The following is a 13,008-nucleotide window of genomic DNA, read 5'->3' as shown; positions in this document are numbered from 1 at the left end:
AATGGATCAGATGCTCAACCCGCATGCTGTTCCGGCCATGCGGTTCCCGGGGGTTCTTCGATGAGAATTGCGATGATCGGGGCCGGCTATGTCGGCCTCGTCTCCGGTGCCTGCTTCGCCGAGTTCGGCGTGGACGTGGCGCTGGTGGATACGGATGCCAGCAAGATCGCGGCCCTCAAGGCCGGCCGCATCCCCATCTACGAGCCGGGGCTGGACAACCTCGTGGCGGACAACGCCCGGGAAGGGCGACTCACCTTCACGACCGACCTGGAAGAGGCGGTCGGCGGGGCGGAGGCGGTCTTCCTCGCGGTCGGCACGCCGACGCGCCGCGGCGACGGCCATGCAGACCTGACCTATGTCTTCGCAGCGGCCGAGCAGGTGGCCCGCGCGGCCAAGGGGCCGTTGGTGCTGGTCACCAAGTCCACCGTGCCGGTCGGCACGGGCCGGGAGGTGAAGCGCCGCGTGACGGCCGCGCGCCCGGACCTCGACATCGCCGTCGCCTCCAATCCCGAATTCCTGCGCGAGGGGGCGGCCATCGGCGACTTCATGCGCCCCGACCGGATCGTGCTGGGCGTCGAGGACGGCGCCTCGGGCGAGCGCGCGCTGGCGGTGCTGAAGCGCCTCTACCGGCCGCTCTACCTGATCGAGACGCCCATCGTCGCGACGGGGCTGGAGACGGCCGAGATCATCAAATACGCGGCCAATGCCTTCCTCGCGATGAAGATCAGCTTCATCAACGAGGTGGCGGATCTCTGCGAGAAAGCCGGCGCGGACGTGCACCAGGTCTCGCGCGGCATCGGCCTCGATGGCCGCATCGGCCGGAAGTTCCTGCATGCCGGTGCCGGCTATGGCGGCTCCTGCTTCCCGAAGGACACGCTGGCCTTCGCGCGCACCGGCCAGGCGCTGGGAGCGCCGCTGCGCCTCGTCGAGACCACCATCGCCGTGAACGACAGCCGCAAGATCGCCATGGCGGACCGCGTGATCGCCGCCTGCGGCGGCTCGGTGGAGGGCAAGACGATCGGCCTGCTCGGCCTGACCTTCAAGCCCGAGACCGACGACATGCGCGACGCGCCGTCGCTCGAGATCGTGCCCCGCCTCGTCGCCGCGGGCGCCAAGATCCGCGCCTATGACCCCGAGGGAATGGACGTCGCGCGGCCGTTGCTGCCGGCCGCGGTGCATTACGCCGCCAATGCCATCGACGCGGCGGCGGGCGCGGATGTCCTGGTCCTGCTGACGGAGTGGAACGAGTTCCGCAACATCGCGCCGGCGAAGCTGGCGGGGGCGATGGCGGGCCGCATCCTTCTCGACCTCCGCAACGTTTACGACCCGCCCGCCATGCGCGAGGCTGGCTTCACCTATCACTCGATCGGACGACCCTGATGGCCGCCTTCTCCCACGTCTTCGACAAGACCTCGCTCCGCGAATACGACATCCGCGGCATCGTCGGGAAAACCCTGCATCCGGCGGATGCCTTCGCGATCGGCCGCGTCTTCGGCACCATCGTGTCGCGCGCCGGCGGCGGCCGCGTGGCCGTGGGCCGGGACGGCCGCCTCTCCTCGCCCGAGCTCGAGAAGAGCCTGGTCGACGGGCTCGTCGCCTCCGGCATGGAGGTGATCCGCGTGGGCTGCGGGCCGACGCCGATGCTCTATTTCGCGAGCTACGACCAGAAGGCCGACGGCGCCGTGATGCTGACCGGCAGCCACAACCCGCCCGACTACAACGGCTTCAAGATGATGATCGGCAAGCGGCCGTTCTTCGGGAAGGACATCCAGACGCTGGGCGCCATGGCGGCGAGCGGCGATGTCGTCGCGGAGACCAAGGGCTCCTCGCGCGAGGTCGATGTCAGCGAGAGCTACATCGAGCGCATGGTGAAGGATTATGCCGGCGGCCCGAAGAAGCTGAACGTCGTCTGGGATCCGGGCAACGGCTCGGGCGGCGCGGTCACGGAGCGGCTGGTGAAGCGCCTGCCGGGCACGCACCACCTGATCAATGCCGAGATTGACGGGACCTTCCCGAACCACCACCCCGACCCGACGGTGCTGAAGAATCTCGAGCAGATCATCGCCAAGGTGAAGGAGACGAAGGCCGATCTCGGCATCGCCTTCGACGGCGATGCGGACCGCATCGGCGTGGTGGATGGCGAGGGGCACATGCTCTTCGGCGACCAGCTGCTGGTCGTGCTGGCGCGCGACGTGCTGAAGAGCCATCCGGGTGCCACCATCATCGCCGACGTGAAGGCGAGCCAGGTGCTCTTCGACGAGGTGGCCAAGGCCGGCGGCGAGCCGCTGATGTGGAAGACCGGCCACAGCCTCATCAAGCAGAAGATGGCCGAGACCGGCAGCCCGCTCGCCGGCGAGATGTCGGGCCACACCTTCTTCGCCGACAAGTGGTACGGCTTCGACGATGCGCTCTATTCGGCGGTCCGGCTGCTCGACATCCTCGCGCGCAGCGACGAAAGCCTGGCCGACATGCGCAAGGCCCTGCCGCAGGTGATCAACACGCCGGAGCTCCGCTTCGATTGCGAAGAGGCGCGGAAGTTCGAGGTGATCGAGGAGGTGAAGGCCCGCCTTGCCGCCGACGGCGCGAAGGTCCAGGCGGTGGACGGCGTGCGCGTTCTCACCGAGGACGGCTGGTGGCTGCTGCGCGCCTCCAACACCCAGGCCGTGCTGGTGGCGCGTGCCGAGGCGAAGACCGAGGAAGGCCTGGAGCGGCTGAAGGCGCTGCTGGTGCACCAGCTGGAGGCCTCCGGCCTCGCGGCGCCGGATTTCTCCGGGCAGAACGCCGGGCACTGAACGCGGCACATTGACGGCGCGTCATCTGCGCGGCCAACTGTCCTGAACGAGAGCCGCCGGCAAGCGGCTCCGACAGGAGGCCGTCCATCGATGTTTACCCGCCGTTCCCTGGCTGCCGCGGCAGCCGGTGTCGTCGCTGCGCCGGCTCTCGGCCGCGCGCAGGGATGGACGCCCAGCGGACCCGTCCGCGTCATCGTCCCCTTCCCGGCGGGCGGCACCACCGACGTGCTGGCCCGCCTGCTGTCGCAGCGCCTGACGGAAACGCTGGGCGCCTCGGTCGTCGTGGAGAACCGCGGCGGCGCGGGCGGCTCCATCGGCGCGGATGTGGTGGCCAAGGCGGCGCCGGACGGGCAGACGCTGCTCTTCCACAACCTCACCTTCAGCACGACGACGGCGGCGCTGGAATTCGCCAACCGCGCGCCGCATTCCATCGAGCGCGACTTCGCGCCCATCACGCTGGGCGCCAACGTGCCCATGATGCTGCTGGTGGCCGGCGACGTGCCGGCGAACAACATCGCGGAATTCGTCGCCTGGGCGAAGACGCGGCCGACGCCGCCTTTCTACGGCTCGACCGGCCCGGGCAGCACGGTGAACCTGATCGCCGAGGTGCTGAAGCGCGACGCGGGCTTCAACATGGAGCACGTGCCCTTCCGCGGCGCGGCGCCGCTGGTGCAGGACCTGCTGGCCGGGCGCATCCAGTTCGGCGGCGACCAGCTCTCTTCCTCGCTGCAGCACATGCGCGGCGGTGCGCTCAAGCCCATCGCGACCCTTGCGGAGACGCGGGCGACGGCCATGCCCAACGTGGCCACGGTACGCGAGCAGGGCTTCCCCAATGCTGAGCTGCTGGGCTGGAACGGCTTCTTCGCGCCCGCCCGCACGCCCGAGCCGGTGCTGGTGAAGCTCCAGGCCGAGATCGCGGCCGCCACGCGGCACCCGCCGGTCGCGGCGCGGATCGCGGAGCTCGGCGCGGAGCCCGGCGGCAACAGCCGCGCCGAGTTCACGCAGCAGGTGCACGGCCAGATCGCGACGGTGCGACCGCTGGTGCAGTCGCTGAACATGCGGGTGGAGTGAGGTCGAGGCGCCGCCCTTAGGGTGGGGCCCGTATTTGCCGCCGCGGTGATTTCCCCGCGGCGGATGCCGATCTAGGCTCGTCCAAACCCCATCGGGAGCGACGACCATTCCAATCATCACCGTTGACGACTACCCCATCGCCTATGCCGAGGCCGGCAGCGGCGAGTCGCTGCTGCTGATCCATGGCACGCTGGGTGACCAGCGTAGCTTCGGCCCGCAGATGGAGGCCTTCGCGGCGAAGTATCACGTCATGTCGCTCAGCATGCGGCATGCCTGGCCGGGCGACTGGAGCGAGGGCGGCGACTTCACCATCGACCGTCATGTCGAGGACGTTGCGGGCTTCATCCGCGCGCTGAAGGCCGGGCCGGTGCGTCTCCTCGGCCATTCGCGCGGCGGTCATATTGCCTTCCGCGTGGCCGAGCGGCATCCGGAGCTGGTCAAGGCGCTGGTCCTGGCCGAGCCGGGCGGGGAGCTCGACGAAAGCCTCGGCGGCGCGCCGGTGGGCGGCAAGCAGGCGGCCGGCTTCTCCGCGGCGGCGCAGAAGATCGAGGCCGGCGACATCGACGGCGGGCTGACCGTCGTGGCCGAGCAGACCGGCGGCCCGGGCGCCTGGGAGCGGCGGCCCGAGGAGCGCAAGACCGTCAACCGCGACAATGCCCGCACGCTGCTCGGCCAGATGAACGAGCAGCGGAAGCCCTATTCCCGCGCAGCGGCCGAGGCGGTGCGCGCACCGACGCTGCTGATCCGCGGCGAGATCAGCGAGCCGCAATTCGGCCGGATCGTCGAGGCGCTGGCGAAGCACATGCCCGACACGCAGCGCGCCGTCGTGCCGCAGGCGACGCATGGGCTGAACCACGACAATCCGGAAGCCTTCAACCGCGAGGTGCTGGCCTTCCTGGCCGCGCATTGAGCCGCCTGGTCGCCGCCCCGCGCGGGGCGGCGGTCACCACTTGGACTTGAGGTGTGCCCAGCCGTCATCCGCGAGGAGGATGGTGACGGCCTCGATCAGCAGGTTCTCGTCCGGCGGTTTGTCGTCGGGCCATTTTCCGCAGAGCAGCATGATGGCCGCCATAGCGGAGACGCAACTGTCCCGCGCCGATTCGACGAACTGGCGCGAATGCATCTCCTTCGGCCGGTTCTTCTGGAGGCTTTTTCGGACCGAATTGATACGGTCCACGATTGCCGTCAGCCCGCCGGTGAATGGCGCCAGGGCGATGATGACGACGTTGTTCTCCTTCTTGTTGATGACGTATTCCAGGCCCGCCGCGCATTTCCCGCAGCTGCACGTGTAGATCCCCTTGCGCCGGCCGCTCGCGAAGTCTTTGAGGTCGTGCAGGGCGAAGATGCCGTCGGCCTTTTTGTAGACGGCCGCAGCACTCAGCCAGGGCCCGATCGCCGAGCCAATGGTTGCGAAGCTTGTCACGGCCAGCGAGACGCCGGAGGCCACGCCGGCCGTTGCAACGGCCGAGGTGATGCCCATTTGCAGCCCGCTCTGGACGCCGGCCATACCCGCCATCTTGGCGATCTTGATGAGCTTGTCCCTGACCTCGTTGAACGGGCCGAAGGTCGTGCTGTTGGAATAGGGGCGGAGGAAGCCGAAGAGCGTCTCGATGGAATCGGGCGGGGGAAGCGGCATCGGATTTCCACGACGTTCGAGTATTGGCGCGGATTGTTATTATTGAGACTGATTTATATCAAGTAAATATATTCGCCATATAGTCATGAAAATTCATGAAATACCTTGAGTGCCTTCTCTTCCCGAAACCGCCCGATGGTCGGGCGGCACAGGCCCTGTTGGCCTGCGCCGCCCGCGCTTTCACGCCGCCTTGGTGATGTTCCAGTAGACCGGGATCGCCGCTTCCAGGATGCCGGAGAGCCGCGCGCTGTGGCCGCGCACCAGGCTCATCATGCCGATGGGGATATAGGGCACCACCTCCAGCGCGCGCAGCTGCGAGGCCATGGCCAGGCGGCGGCGCTCCTCAAGCGTGCCGGCCGCGGCGAAGGCGTCGCGCAGGCGCTCCAGCTCCGGATCGTCGGGCCAGCCGGGCAGGGCGGTCCGTGCCGCGGCCGCGCGCATGCCGTTGTGGCTGACCGGGTCCATGATATCCACCGCCGCCGGCGCCGAGACGAAGAGGTTCCAGCCGCCCTGGTTCGACGGGTTCTTGGAGAGGCGGCGCGTCACCAGCGTCGCCCAGTCCATGGCCTGGAGGTCGACGTTCATGCCCACGCGCCGCAGCCGGTCGGCCGAGACGCGCGCGAAGGTGCTGCTGATCGTGCTGTCCTGCGCATCCAGGATGACGACGGGCGTCCCGTCATAGCCCGATTGCTGCACAGCCGTGCGCGCGAGGTCGAGGTTCGGCGTGACCCAGCCCTCGCTCGTGTGGAAGGGCGAGGAGCAGGGGAAGAAGCTCCGGCAATCCTGCCAGCGCGCGGGATCGGTCATATAGGCCGGCATCATCTCGGCCGGATCCACCAGCAGGCGCATCGCCTGGCGCAGTTTCACATTGTCGAAGGGCGCGACGACGTGGTTCATCCGGAAGCTCGGCTGCACGCCCGCATTGTCCTGCGCGGCGAGGCGCAGGTTGCGGTTGCGCTGGACCACGGGGAAGAGGTCCGGCGGAAGCTCCTCGAAGATGTCGAGCTCGCCGGTCTGCAGCGCGTTCAGGGCCGTCGCCGCGTCGGGCAGCGACACCCATTCGATGACGTCGACCTTGCCGATCTTGGCACCGGCCAGGCCGTCCGAGGGCTCGGCGCGCGGCACGTAGTCGGTGTTGCGGCGATAGGTGGTGCGGTCGCCGAGGCGCCAATCCTCGCGCGCCAGCTTGTAGGGGCCGGAGCCCGTGGCATCGGTGATGGGCGTGGTGATGGGCGTGGAGGCGATGCGGGCCGGCATGATGAAGGCGGGCAGGCCCGAGGGCTTCGCCAGCGCGTCCAGCACCAGCGGCCAGGGGCGCTGCAGCACGAGGCGGAAGCTCTTCGCATCCACGGCCTCCAGGCGGTTGCCCTCGGCCAGCATTTGCCCGCCATGCCCGTCACGGATGGACCAGCGCCGCAGCGAGGCGATGACGTCCTCGCTGGTGACGGGCGCGCCGTCGTGGAAGCGGAGATTGTCGCGAAGGGTGAAGTTCCAGGTCAGGCCGTCGGGGCTGGTGCTGTGGCTCGCGACCATCTGCGGTTGCGGGCGCATCTTCGAATCCAGCGCGAAGAGCGTGTCGTAAACCATGTAGCCATGGTTGCGGGCCATGTATTCGGGGCTGACGAAGGGATCGAGGGCCCGCAGATCGCCGAAGAGCTTGATCCGCAGCACGCGCGGATCGCCCCGGTTCTGGGCGAAGGCCGGGGCGGCGAGCGGAAGGGCGGCGAGAGCCGCGAGACCGCGGCGGCTGATGGACATTGAAACCTCTCCTGGACCGGCGTCATCCGCGCCGCTTCAGGAAGCGTCGGCCACCGTGCCGCGCTTGTCCAGGAGGCCCCTCGCAGCGGCCTCGCCGGAGAGCCAGGCGCCGGCGACCGTGCCGGCGAAGCGCGAGTGGCAGGCCTCGCCGGCGAAGCGCAGCCGGCCGCCGGCGAGCGGCCGCGCCAGCCATGCGCGGGATTCGTGATGGCCCGGCCGCGCATGGGTGTAGCTGCCGCGGAAGAGCGGGTCGGCGCCCCAATCGGCGATGACGGCCGGGCCCAGCAGGCGCGCGCCCTCCCCGCCGAACATCGCGGCGAAATCGGCCCGGGCCGCGGCTTCCGTCGCGGCCAGGCCCTGCCGTGAGAGCTCCCAGGCCTGCGCGCCGCCGACGAAGCCGAAGACCTGATCACGCCCGAAGGGCCAGAAGATCCAGCTCATGGAAGCGCGCGTGCCCCGCTCCACCAGGCGCCGCGCGGAATGGAAGGGCGCCATGCCCAGCCGGTCCCCGCCCGTGGTCCGGAAGCCGTATTTCGTCAGCAGGCCGAGCGGCAGGCCGTGGATGGCGTCGAGGGTCTCGGCGGGCAGCTCAGGCGTGAAGCGCAGGCCGCCCGCTGCCAGCACGCCGGTGGAGACGGTGACGATGGCGGCGCCCGCGCGCAGCGTGCCCCATTCGCCTTCCACGACCACGCCCGGCCCGTCCCAGCGCAGATGCGTGACCGCGTGGTCCAGCCGGATCGGCAGGCCTTCCGCCAGCCGCGCCACCAGCGCGCCGACGCCTTCCTCCGGCAGCAGGTTCGGCCCTTCGAGATCCACGGCGACATAGTCGCGCAGCGAGATGAGCGAGAGCTCCGCCGCATTGATCTGCGCGCCCAGCCAATGCGCGATGGTCGCATCCCAGGGGCCGCCCTGCGGCACCACCTCGGACACCGCGCGGTCGGGCTCGGGCGGGGCTTCGACGATGGCCGTCTCGAAGACATCGAGGGCGCGCTCATAGGCGGCGAGCTCGGCGCGATTCGCGAAGCGGTCGCCCAGATGCAAGTGCCGGCCGCGCACCGTGTCGTGATCGATATGCGCGCCGATGAAAGCGGTCAGCGGATTTTCCTGCGCCTGATGCAGCCAGGTGGCGCCGCGGTCGAAGGGCGTGCCCAGCGTGCCCGAGGTATGCGCCCGGCCGCCCACGCGGCTCCCCGCCTCCAGCACCGCGCAGCTTTTCCCTGCGGCGACGAGGGCGCGCGCCGCCGCGATGCCGGCGCAGCCCGCGCCGATGACCACCACGTCTGGATCATTCCGCCGCATCACCGCATCATGCCTTTCCAATACCCGCGCCTTTGCAAGGAACGTCCATGCTTCAATCCCCTCCCGCCGAACCCGGCATGCGCGAGGACGAGGTCGACACCCCCGCCCTGATCCTCGACCTCGACGCCTTCGAGCACAATCTCGACACCATGGCCGGCTTCCTGGCGGGGACGAATGTGAAGCTTCGCGCGCATGCGAAGACCCACAAGTCGCCGGTCATCGCGCGGCTGCAGATGGACCGCGGCGCCATCGGCCAATGCGTGCAGAAGGTGGGCGAGGCCGAGATCCTCGCCTGGGGCGGCGTGCCCGACGTGATGGTGACCAACCAGGTGGTGGGCGCGCGCAAGCTGGCGCGTCTCGCGGCGCTGGCGAAGATCTCCCGGGTCTCCATCTGCGTGGACGATCCCGCGCAGGTCGCGGCCATCGAGCAGGCGGCCGAGGCGGCCGGCGTGCGCATCCCCGTGCTGGTCGAGATCGACGTGGGCGGCAAGCGCTGCGGCGTGCAGGCGGGCCCGCCGGCGGTGGCCCTGGCGGAGGTGATCGCCGCCTCGAAGCACCTGCGCTTCTACGGCATCCAGGCCTATCACGGCAGCGCCCAGCACATCCGCGACCCGCAGGTCCGCGCGACGGCCATCGCCAGCGCGGTCGAGGCCTCGCGCCGCACGGTGGAGCAGCTGCGCCAGCGCGGGCTCGAATGCCCCGTGGTGGGCGGCGCCGGCTCCGGCAGCTTCCAGCACGAGCTGGCGAGCGGCGTGTACACCGAGCTCCAGGCCGGCTCCTACGCCTTCATGGATGCCGACTATGCCCGCAACACCGAGGCGCCGCCCTTCCAGCACGCGCTCTTCGTGCTGGCGACGGTGATGAGCGCCTCCTCGCCGCAGGTCGCGGTGGTGGATGCCGGCCACAAGGCGATGCCGACCGATAGCGGCTTCCCCGTCGTCTCCGGCCGGCCCGGTGTCTCCTATGTCAGCGCCTCGGACGAGCACGGGAAGCTGACGGTGGAGGATCCCGCGCTGCGCCCGCGCCTGGGCGAGAAGCTGCGGCTGATCCCCGGCCATTGCGACCCGACGGTCGACCGCTACGACTGGTATGTCGGCGTGCGGAAGGGCCGGGTGGAAAGCCTCTGGCCGGTCGCCGCGCGCGGCGCGATGGCCTGAGGCCACATGCCCCTGGCCCGCGCACGGGCCAGGGGCGCTTTTCAGCGCAGTGCGGCGCAGGCCCGCCGGATGCGCTGGCCTGCCTCCTCCAGCAGCGCGTCCGGATTGGCGAAGCTCGCGCGGATATAGGGCGACAAGCCGAAATCCTGTCCGGCGACCACCACCACATCCACCGTGTCCAGCAGATAGGCGGCGAAGTCGCGATCGGTCTCGATCCGCGCGCCCTGCGGCGTCCGCTTGCCGATCACGCCGGCGCAATCGATGAAGAGATAGAAGCTCCCCTCCGGCACCGGGCAGGCCAGGCCCTCGCAGGCATTGAGCGCGGCGGCGAAGGCGTCCCGCCGCCTGGCCAGGATGGACGCGCGCTCGGCCAGGAGCTCCTGCGGGCCGGTCAGCGCGGCGAGCGCGGCGGCCTGGCTGACCGAGGAGGCGCCGCCCGTCGTCTGCGACTGGATACGCGACAGGGCGGCGATGAGCGGCGCCGGCCCGCCCGCATAACCCACGCGCCAGCCCATCATCGCGTAGGACTTGGCGACGCCGCCGGTCGTCAGCACGCGGTCCCGCAGGCGCGGCTCCACCTCGGCCAAGGTCGGCACGGCGCGGCCGTCGAAGACCATGTCCTCGTAGAGGCTGTCCGCGACGACGCCGATGTCGGGATGCTCCAGCAGCACCTCGGCGATCGCGGCGAGCTCGTCGCGGCCATAGACGGCGCCGGTCGGATTGACGGGGCTGTTGAGGATGAGCCAGCGCGTCCGGCTGCCGATCGCGGCACGGAGATCCGCGGGGCGCAGCTTGAAGCCGTTGTTCTGCGGGCAGGCCAGCGGCACCGGAACCCCTTCGGCGAGGCGCACCTGGTCCAGATAGGGCGCCCAGCAGGGGACGGGCACGATGACCTCGTCGCCCGGCGCCAGCGTCGCGAAGAAGGCGTTGAAGATCGCCTGCGTGGAGCCCGTGCTGACGATGACCTCGTCGCGGCCGTAGTCGAGTCCGTTGCGTCGCAGGAACTTCTCGCGCACGGCGTCCTTCAGCTCGGGCGTGCCGTCCACATTGGTGTAGCGGGTGGCCCCCTCCTGCGCGGCGCGATGGGCGGCCTCGATCACATGGGGCGGCGTCGGGAAGTCGAGATCGCCCGACGAGAGCTCGATGACGTCGCGCCCGGCAGCGCGGAGCTCACGCGCCCGGCGGCGCAGCACGGCGGCGGGCGAGGTGCCGATTCCGGCCAGGCGCGGCGCGAGGGTTTCGATCCCCATGGCGTCAGCCCTCCTGCACGTATTGCGCGAGGCCGTGGCCGAAGGACCAGTTCTCCCGCGCGACCTCGACGAGGTTGATGAAGACGTCCTCGGGCCGCAGGCCGGGGCTTTCGGACAGGCGCTCCGCGATCCGCCGGAACAGCGCCTTCTTCTGCGCGACGCTGCGCGTGTTGCTGACGGTGAGCTGGATCAGGACCAGGTCGTCGCTGCGCGCGATGTCGAGGAAGCCGGAGCCATAGCTGAAATTGTCGCCGTCATGCTCGGACACGGTCATGAACCGGTCGTCCTCGGGCACTTCGAAGGTCTCGCGCATGGCCAGGTAGAGGCTGTCCATGATCGCCTGGCGATAGGCGGGGGATTTTCCCCGCCGCAGGGAAATCCGGGTCAACGGCATCGGTGTTTCTCTCAACGGTGAGCCGTGAAACTGGGCCGCGGTTGATCATTTCGAAACCATATGAAAGTCTATTTTAGAGATGAGAGATTGAAATGATGGGGCGATGAAGGAACTCGATCCCGGCGCGGTCCAGGCCTTCGTCCTGGTGGCCGAGCTGAAGAGCTTTACCCGCGCGGCCGAGGCGCTGGGCACCACGCAATCCGCGGTGAGCCTGAAGATCCGCCGCCTGGAGCAGGAGCTGGGCCGCCGCCTGCTGGAGCGCACGCCGCGTCTCGTCCGGCTCTCTCCGGATGGCGCCCTGTTCCTGGAGCCGGCGCGCTCCCTGGTGGCGGCCCATCAGGCGGCGCTGGGCGCCTTCGGGCTGGAGCGGCGGCGCCTCGTCGTCGGCATCAGCCATCACGTCATCGGCGCCGAGCTTCCCCTGCTGCTGCGCCGCATGAGCGGCGCCGATCCCGGGCTGGTGATCGAGATGCATGTCGCCGCCTCGCGCGAGGTGATCGAGGGGCTGGATGGCGGCGCCCTCGATGCGGCCATCGTCCTGCGGCACGATGCCGGGCGCCGGGGCGGCGATGTCGTGCTGCGCGAGGCCTTCGGCTGGATGGGCGCGCCCGACTTCGAGCACCGCCCTGGCGAGCCGCTGCGCCTCGCGACCCAGGCGGAGCCCTGCGGCGTGCGGCGCATGGCCGTCTCCGCGCTCGACGAGGCCGGGATCGCCTGGACGGAGGTTTTCGTGGGCGGCGGCGTCGCCACCATCGGTGCCGCCGTCTCGGCGGGCGTCGCGGTGGCGGCGCTGGGGCGGCGCGTGGCGCCGGCGGATGCCGTCGACCTCGGGCCGAGGCTCGGCCTGCCGGCGCTGCCCTCGCTCGACGTCGTGATCCATTCGAGCCTGACGGATCCGCGGGCCCGCGCCTCGCTCCGCGCCCTTGCCGCCGCGATCCGCGCGACGGCGCGCTGAGACATCAATCGCGCTGAGACATCAATTCAGCAGCAGGTCCCGCGCCTCGTTGATGCGGCTGGCGAGCCAGTCGCTGCCGCCGAGGTCGGGATGGGCGGCCTGCATCAGCTTGCGATGCGCGGCGCGGATCTCCTCCGCGCTGGCGCCCTCCCGGAGGCCGAGCACGGCCAGCGCCTCGGCGCGGGTCATGGGACCGCCGGAGGGCGCGGGGGCTTCCTCCTCGCGCCAGTCGGGATGCACCCGGTCCAGCCAGGCCTCCAGCAGCGGCACGCTCTCGGGGTCCTGCGCGTGGCAATCCCGCAGCAGGGCCAGCAGCTCCGGCCGGTCCAGCGAGGCCAGGCTGCGCCCGGAAAAATCGCCGCGCCGCACGGTGCCCGACAGCGCACCGGTCGCGAGGTCGAGGCGCATCTCCAGCGTCGCGGTGTCGACGCCGCTCGAATCCCCGGGCCGGCTGAAGGTCCGCCGCGTGCGCCAGCTGCGCCAGGCCTGCTGCAGCGCCGGCGCGAACATGACGAGCGCCCAGATCGCGCTGGCGCCGCGGCCGGTCAGCAGCATCAGCGCGAAGATCCCCGCGCCCAGCGTGCCGAGGCTCCAGACCACCGCCGTCCTGACCGTCGCCGGCCGCGCATTCGCGAAGGCATGCAGCAGCCCGATGGCCGAGAGCAGCACCAGGCCGCCAATCGCCAGCGCGACCAT

General features: G+C 70.3%; 12 protein-coding genes. 6 read left to right on the top strand and 6 right to left on the bottom strand.

Annotated features, from left to right (window positions below):
- Positions 1-60: 60 nt before the first annotated feature.
- From KHU32_RS01960 to KHU32_RS01945, 4 genes are all read left to right on the top strand, one after another.
- The gene (locus tag KHU32_RS01960; RefSeq protein ID WP_213668357.1) at positions 61-1,380 is read left to right on the top strand and encodes a UDP-glucose dehydrogenase family protein; all 1,320 of its coding nucleotides are present in this window, start codon (positions 61-63) and stop codon (positions 1,378-1,380) included.
- On the top strand, positions 1,380-2,792 hold the full coding sequence (pgmG, locus tag KHU32_RS01955) for a phosphoglucomutase/phosphomannomutase PgmG (protein ID WP_213668356.1): 1,413 nt from the start codon (positions 1,380-1,382) through the stop codon (positions 2,790-2,792). The genes KHU32_RS01960 and pgmG overlap by 1 nt, the downstream gene beginning before the upstream one ends.
- Positions 2,793-2,882: 90 nt before the next feature.
- Complete coding sequence (locus KHU32_RS01950; protein WP_213668355.1) at positions 2,883-3,863, top strand: Bug family tripartite tricarboxylate transporter substrate binding protein; 981 nt, start codon at positions 2,883-2,885, stop codon at positions 3,861-3,863.
- A 106-nt stretch (positions 3,864-3,969) separates the two neighbouring features.
- Positions 3,970-4,773: an alpha/beta fold hydrolase gene (locus KHU32_RS01945; protein ID WP_213669629.1), complete on the top strand. Its 804-nt coding sequence runs from the start codon at positions 3,970-3,972 to the stop codon at positions 4,771-4,773.
- 33 nt (positions 4,774-4,806) lie between these two features.
- Here the strand turns inward: KHU32_RS01945 and KHU32_RS01940 are convergent, their stop codons facing one another.
- The 3 genes from KHU32_RS01940 to KHU32_RS01930 form a co-directional block, all read right to left on the bottom strand.
- A complete protein-coding gene (locus KHU32_RS01940; RefSeq protein WP_213668354.1) occupies positions 4,807-5,499 on the bottom strand; it encodes a hypothetical protein in 693 nt (230 codons plus the stop codon).
- Positions 5,500-5,679: 180 nt separating this feature from the next.
- Positions 5,680-7,257, bottom strand: coding sequence for an ABC transporter substrate-binding protein (locus tag KHU32_RS01935; protein ID WP_213668353.1), 1,578 nt, complete (start codon positions 7,255-7,257; stop codon positions 5,680-5,682).
- Between the two features lie 36 nt (positions 7,258-7,293).
- Positions 7,294-8,556, bottom strand: a complete 1,263-nt coding sequence (locus tag KHU32_RS01930; protein WP_213668352.1) for a flavin monoamine oxidase family protein — start codon at positions 8,554-8,556, stop codon at positions 7,294-7,296.
- 47 nt (positions 8,557-8,603) lie between these two features.
- Here KHU32_RS01930 and KHU32_RS01925 point away from each other — a divergent pair, with 47 nt between their 5' ends.
- A complete protein-coding gene (locus KHU32_RS01925; protein WP_213668351.1) occupies positions 8,604-9,713 on the top strand; it encodes a DSD1 family PLP-dependent enzyme in 1,110 nt (369 codons plus the stop codon).
- A gap of 41 nt (positions 9,714-9,754) precedes the next feature.
- Here the strand turns inward: KHU32_RS01925 and KHU32_RS01920 are convergent, their stop codons facing one another.
- Positions 9,755-10,963 (bottom strand): pyridoxal phosphate-dependent aminotransferase, encoded by a 1,209-nt coding sequence (locus KHU32_RS01920; protein WP_249680487.1) that lies wholly within the window; start codon positions 10,961-10,963, stop codon positions 9,755-9,757.
- A gap of 4 nt (positions 10,964-10,967) precedes the next feature.
- Entirely contained in the window at positions 10,968-11,351 is a 384-nt protein-coding gene (locus KHU32_RS01915) for a tautomerase family protein (protein ID WP_347265495.1), read from the bottom strand.
- Between the two features lie 109 nt (positions 11,352-11,460).
- Here KHU32_RS01915 and KHU32_RS01910 point away from each other — a divergent pair, with 109 nt between their 5' ends.
- On the top strand, positions 11,461-12,312 hold the full coding sequence (locus KHU32_RS01910) for a LysR family transcriptional regulator (protein ID WP_213668349.1): 852 nt from the start codon (positions 11,461-11,463) through the stop codon (positions 12,310-12,312).
- Positions 12,313-12,333: 21 nt separating this feature from the next.
- Here the strand turns inward: KHU32_RS01910 and KHU32_RS01905 are convergent, their stop codons facing one another.
- Complete coding sequence (locus KHU32_RS01905) at positions 12,334-13,008, bottom strand: J domain-containing protein (RefSeq protein ID WP_213668348.1); 675 nt, start codon at positions 13,006-13,008, stop codon at positions 12,334-12,336.

The organism is Roseococcus pinisoli, from assembly GCF_018413645.1.
Lineage (GTDB): Bacteria > Pseudomonadota > Alphaproteobacteria > Acetobacterales > Acetobacteraceae > Roseococcus > Roseococcus pinisoli.
The sequence above is the reverse complement of the archived record's forward strand: the minus strand, read 5'-3'. Positions and strand labels throughout refer to the sequence as shown.

Excerpts from the sequence above, each read along its gene's own strand:
- KHU32_RS01930 (WP_213668352.1), bottom strand. The coding sequence starts at position 8,556 with ATGCGGCGGAATGATCCAGACGTGGTGGTCATCGGCGCGGGCTGCGCC.
- pgmG (WP_213668356.1), top strand. The coding sequence starts at position 1,380 with ATGGCCGCCTTCTCCCACGTCTTCGACAAGACCTCGCTCCGCGAATAC.
- KHU32_RS01910 (WP_213668349.1), top strand. The coding sequence starts at position 11,461 with ATGAAGGAACTCGATCCCGGCGCGGTCCAGGCCTTCGTCCTGGTGGCC.
- KHU32_RS01925 (WP_213668351.1), top strand. The coding sequence starts at position 8,604 with ATGCTTCAATCCCCTCCCGCCGAACCCGGCATGCGCGAGGACGAGGTC.
- KHU32_RS01960 (WP_213668357.1), top strand. The coding sequence starts at position 61 with ATGAGAATTGCGATGATCGGGGCCGGCTATGTCGGCCTCGTCTCCGGT.
- KHU32_RS01935 (WP_213668353.1), bottom strand. The coding sequence starts at position 7,257 with ATGTCCATCAGCCGCCGCGGTCTCGCGGCTCTCGCCGCCCTTCCGCTC.
- KHU32_RS01950 (WP_213668355.1), top strand. The coding sequence starts at position 2,883 with ATGTTTACCCGCCGTTCCCTGGCTGCCGCGGCAGCCGGTGTCGTCGCT.
- KHU32_RS01940 (WP_213668354.1), bottom strand. The coding sequence starts at position 5,499 with ATGCCGCTTCCCCCGCCCGATTCCATCGAGACGCTCTTCGGCTTCCTC.
- KHU32_RS01920 (WP_249680487.1), bottom strand. The coding sequence starts at position 10,963 with ATGGGGATCGAAACCCTCGCGCCGCGCCTGGCCGGAATCGGCACCTCG.
- KHU32_RS01905 (WP_213668348.1), bottom strand. The coding sequence starts at position 13,008 with ATGGTCGCGCTGGCGATTGGCGGCCTGGTGCTGCTCTCGGCCATCGGG.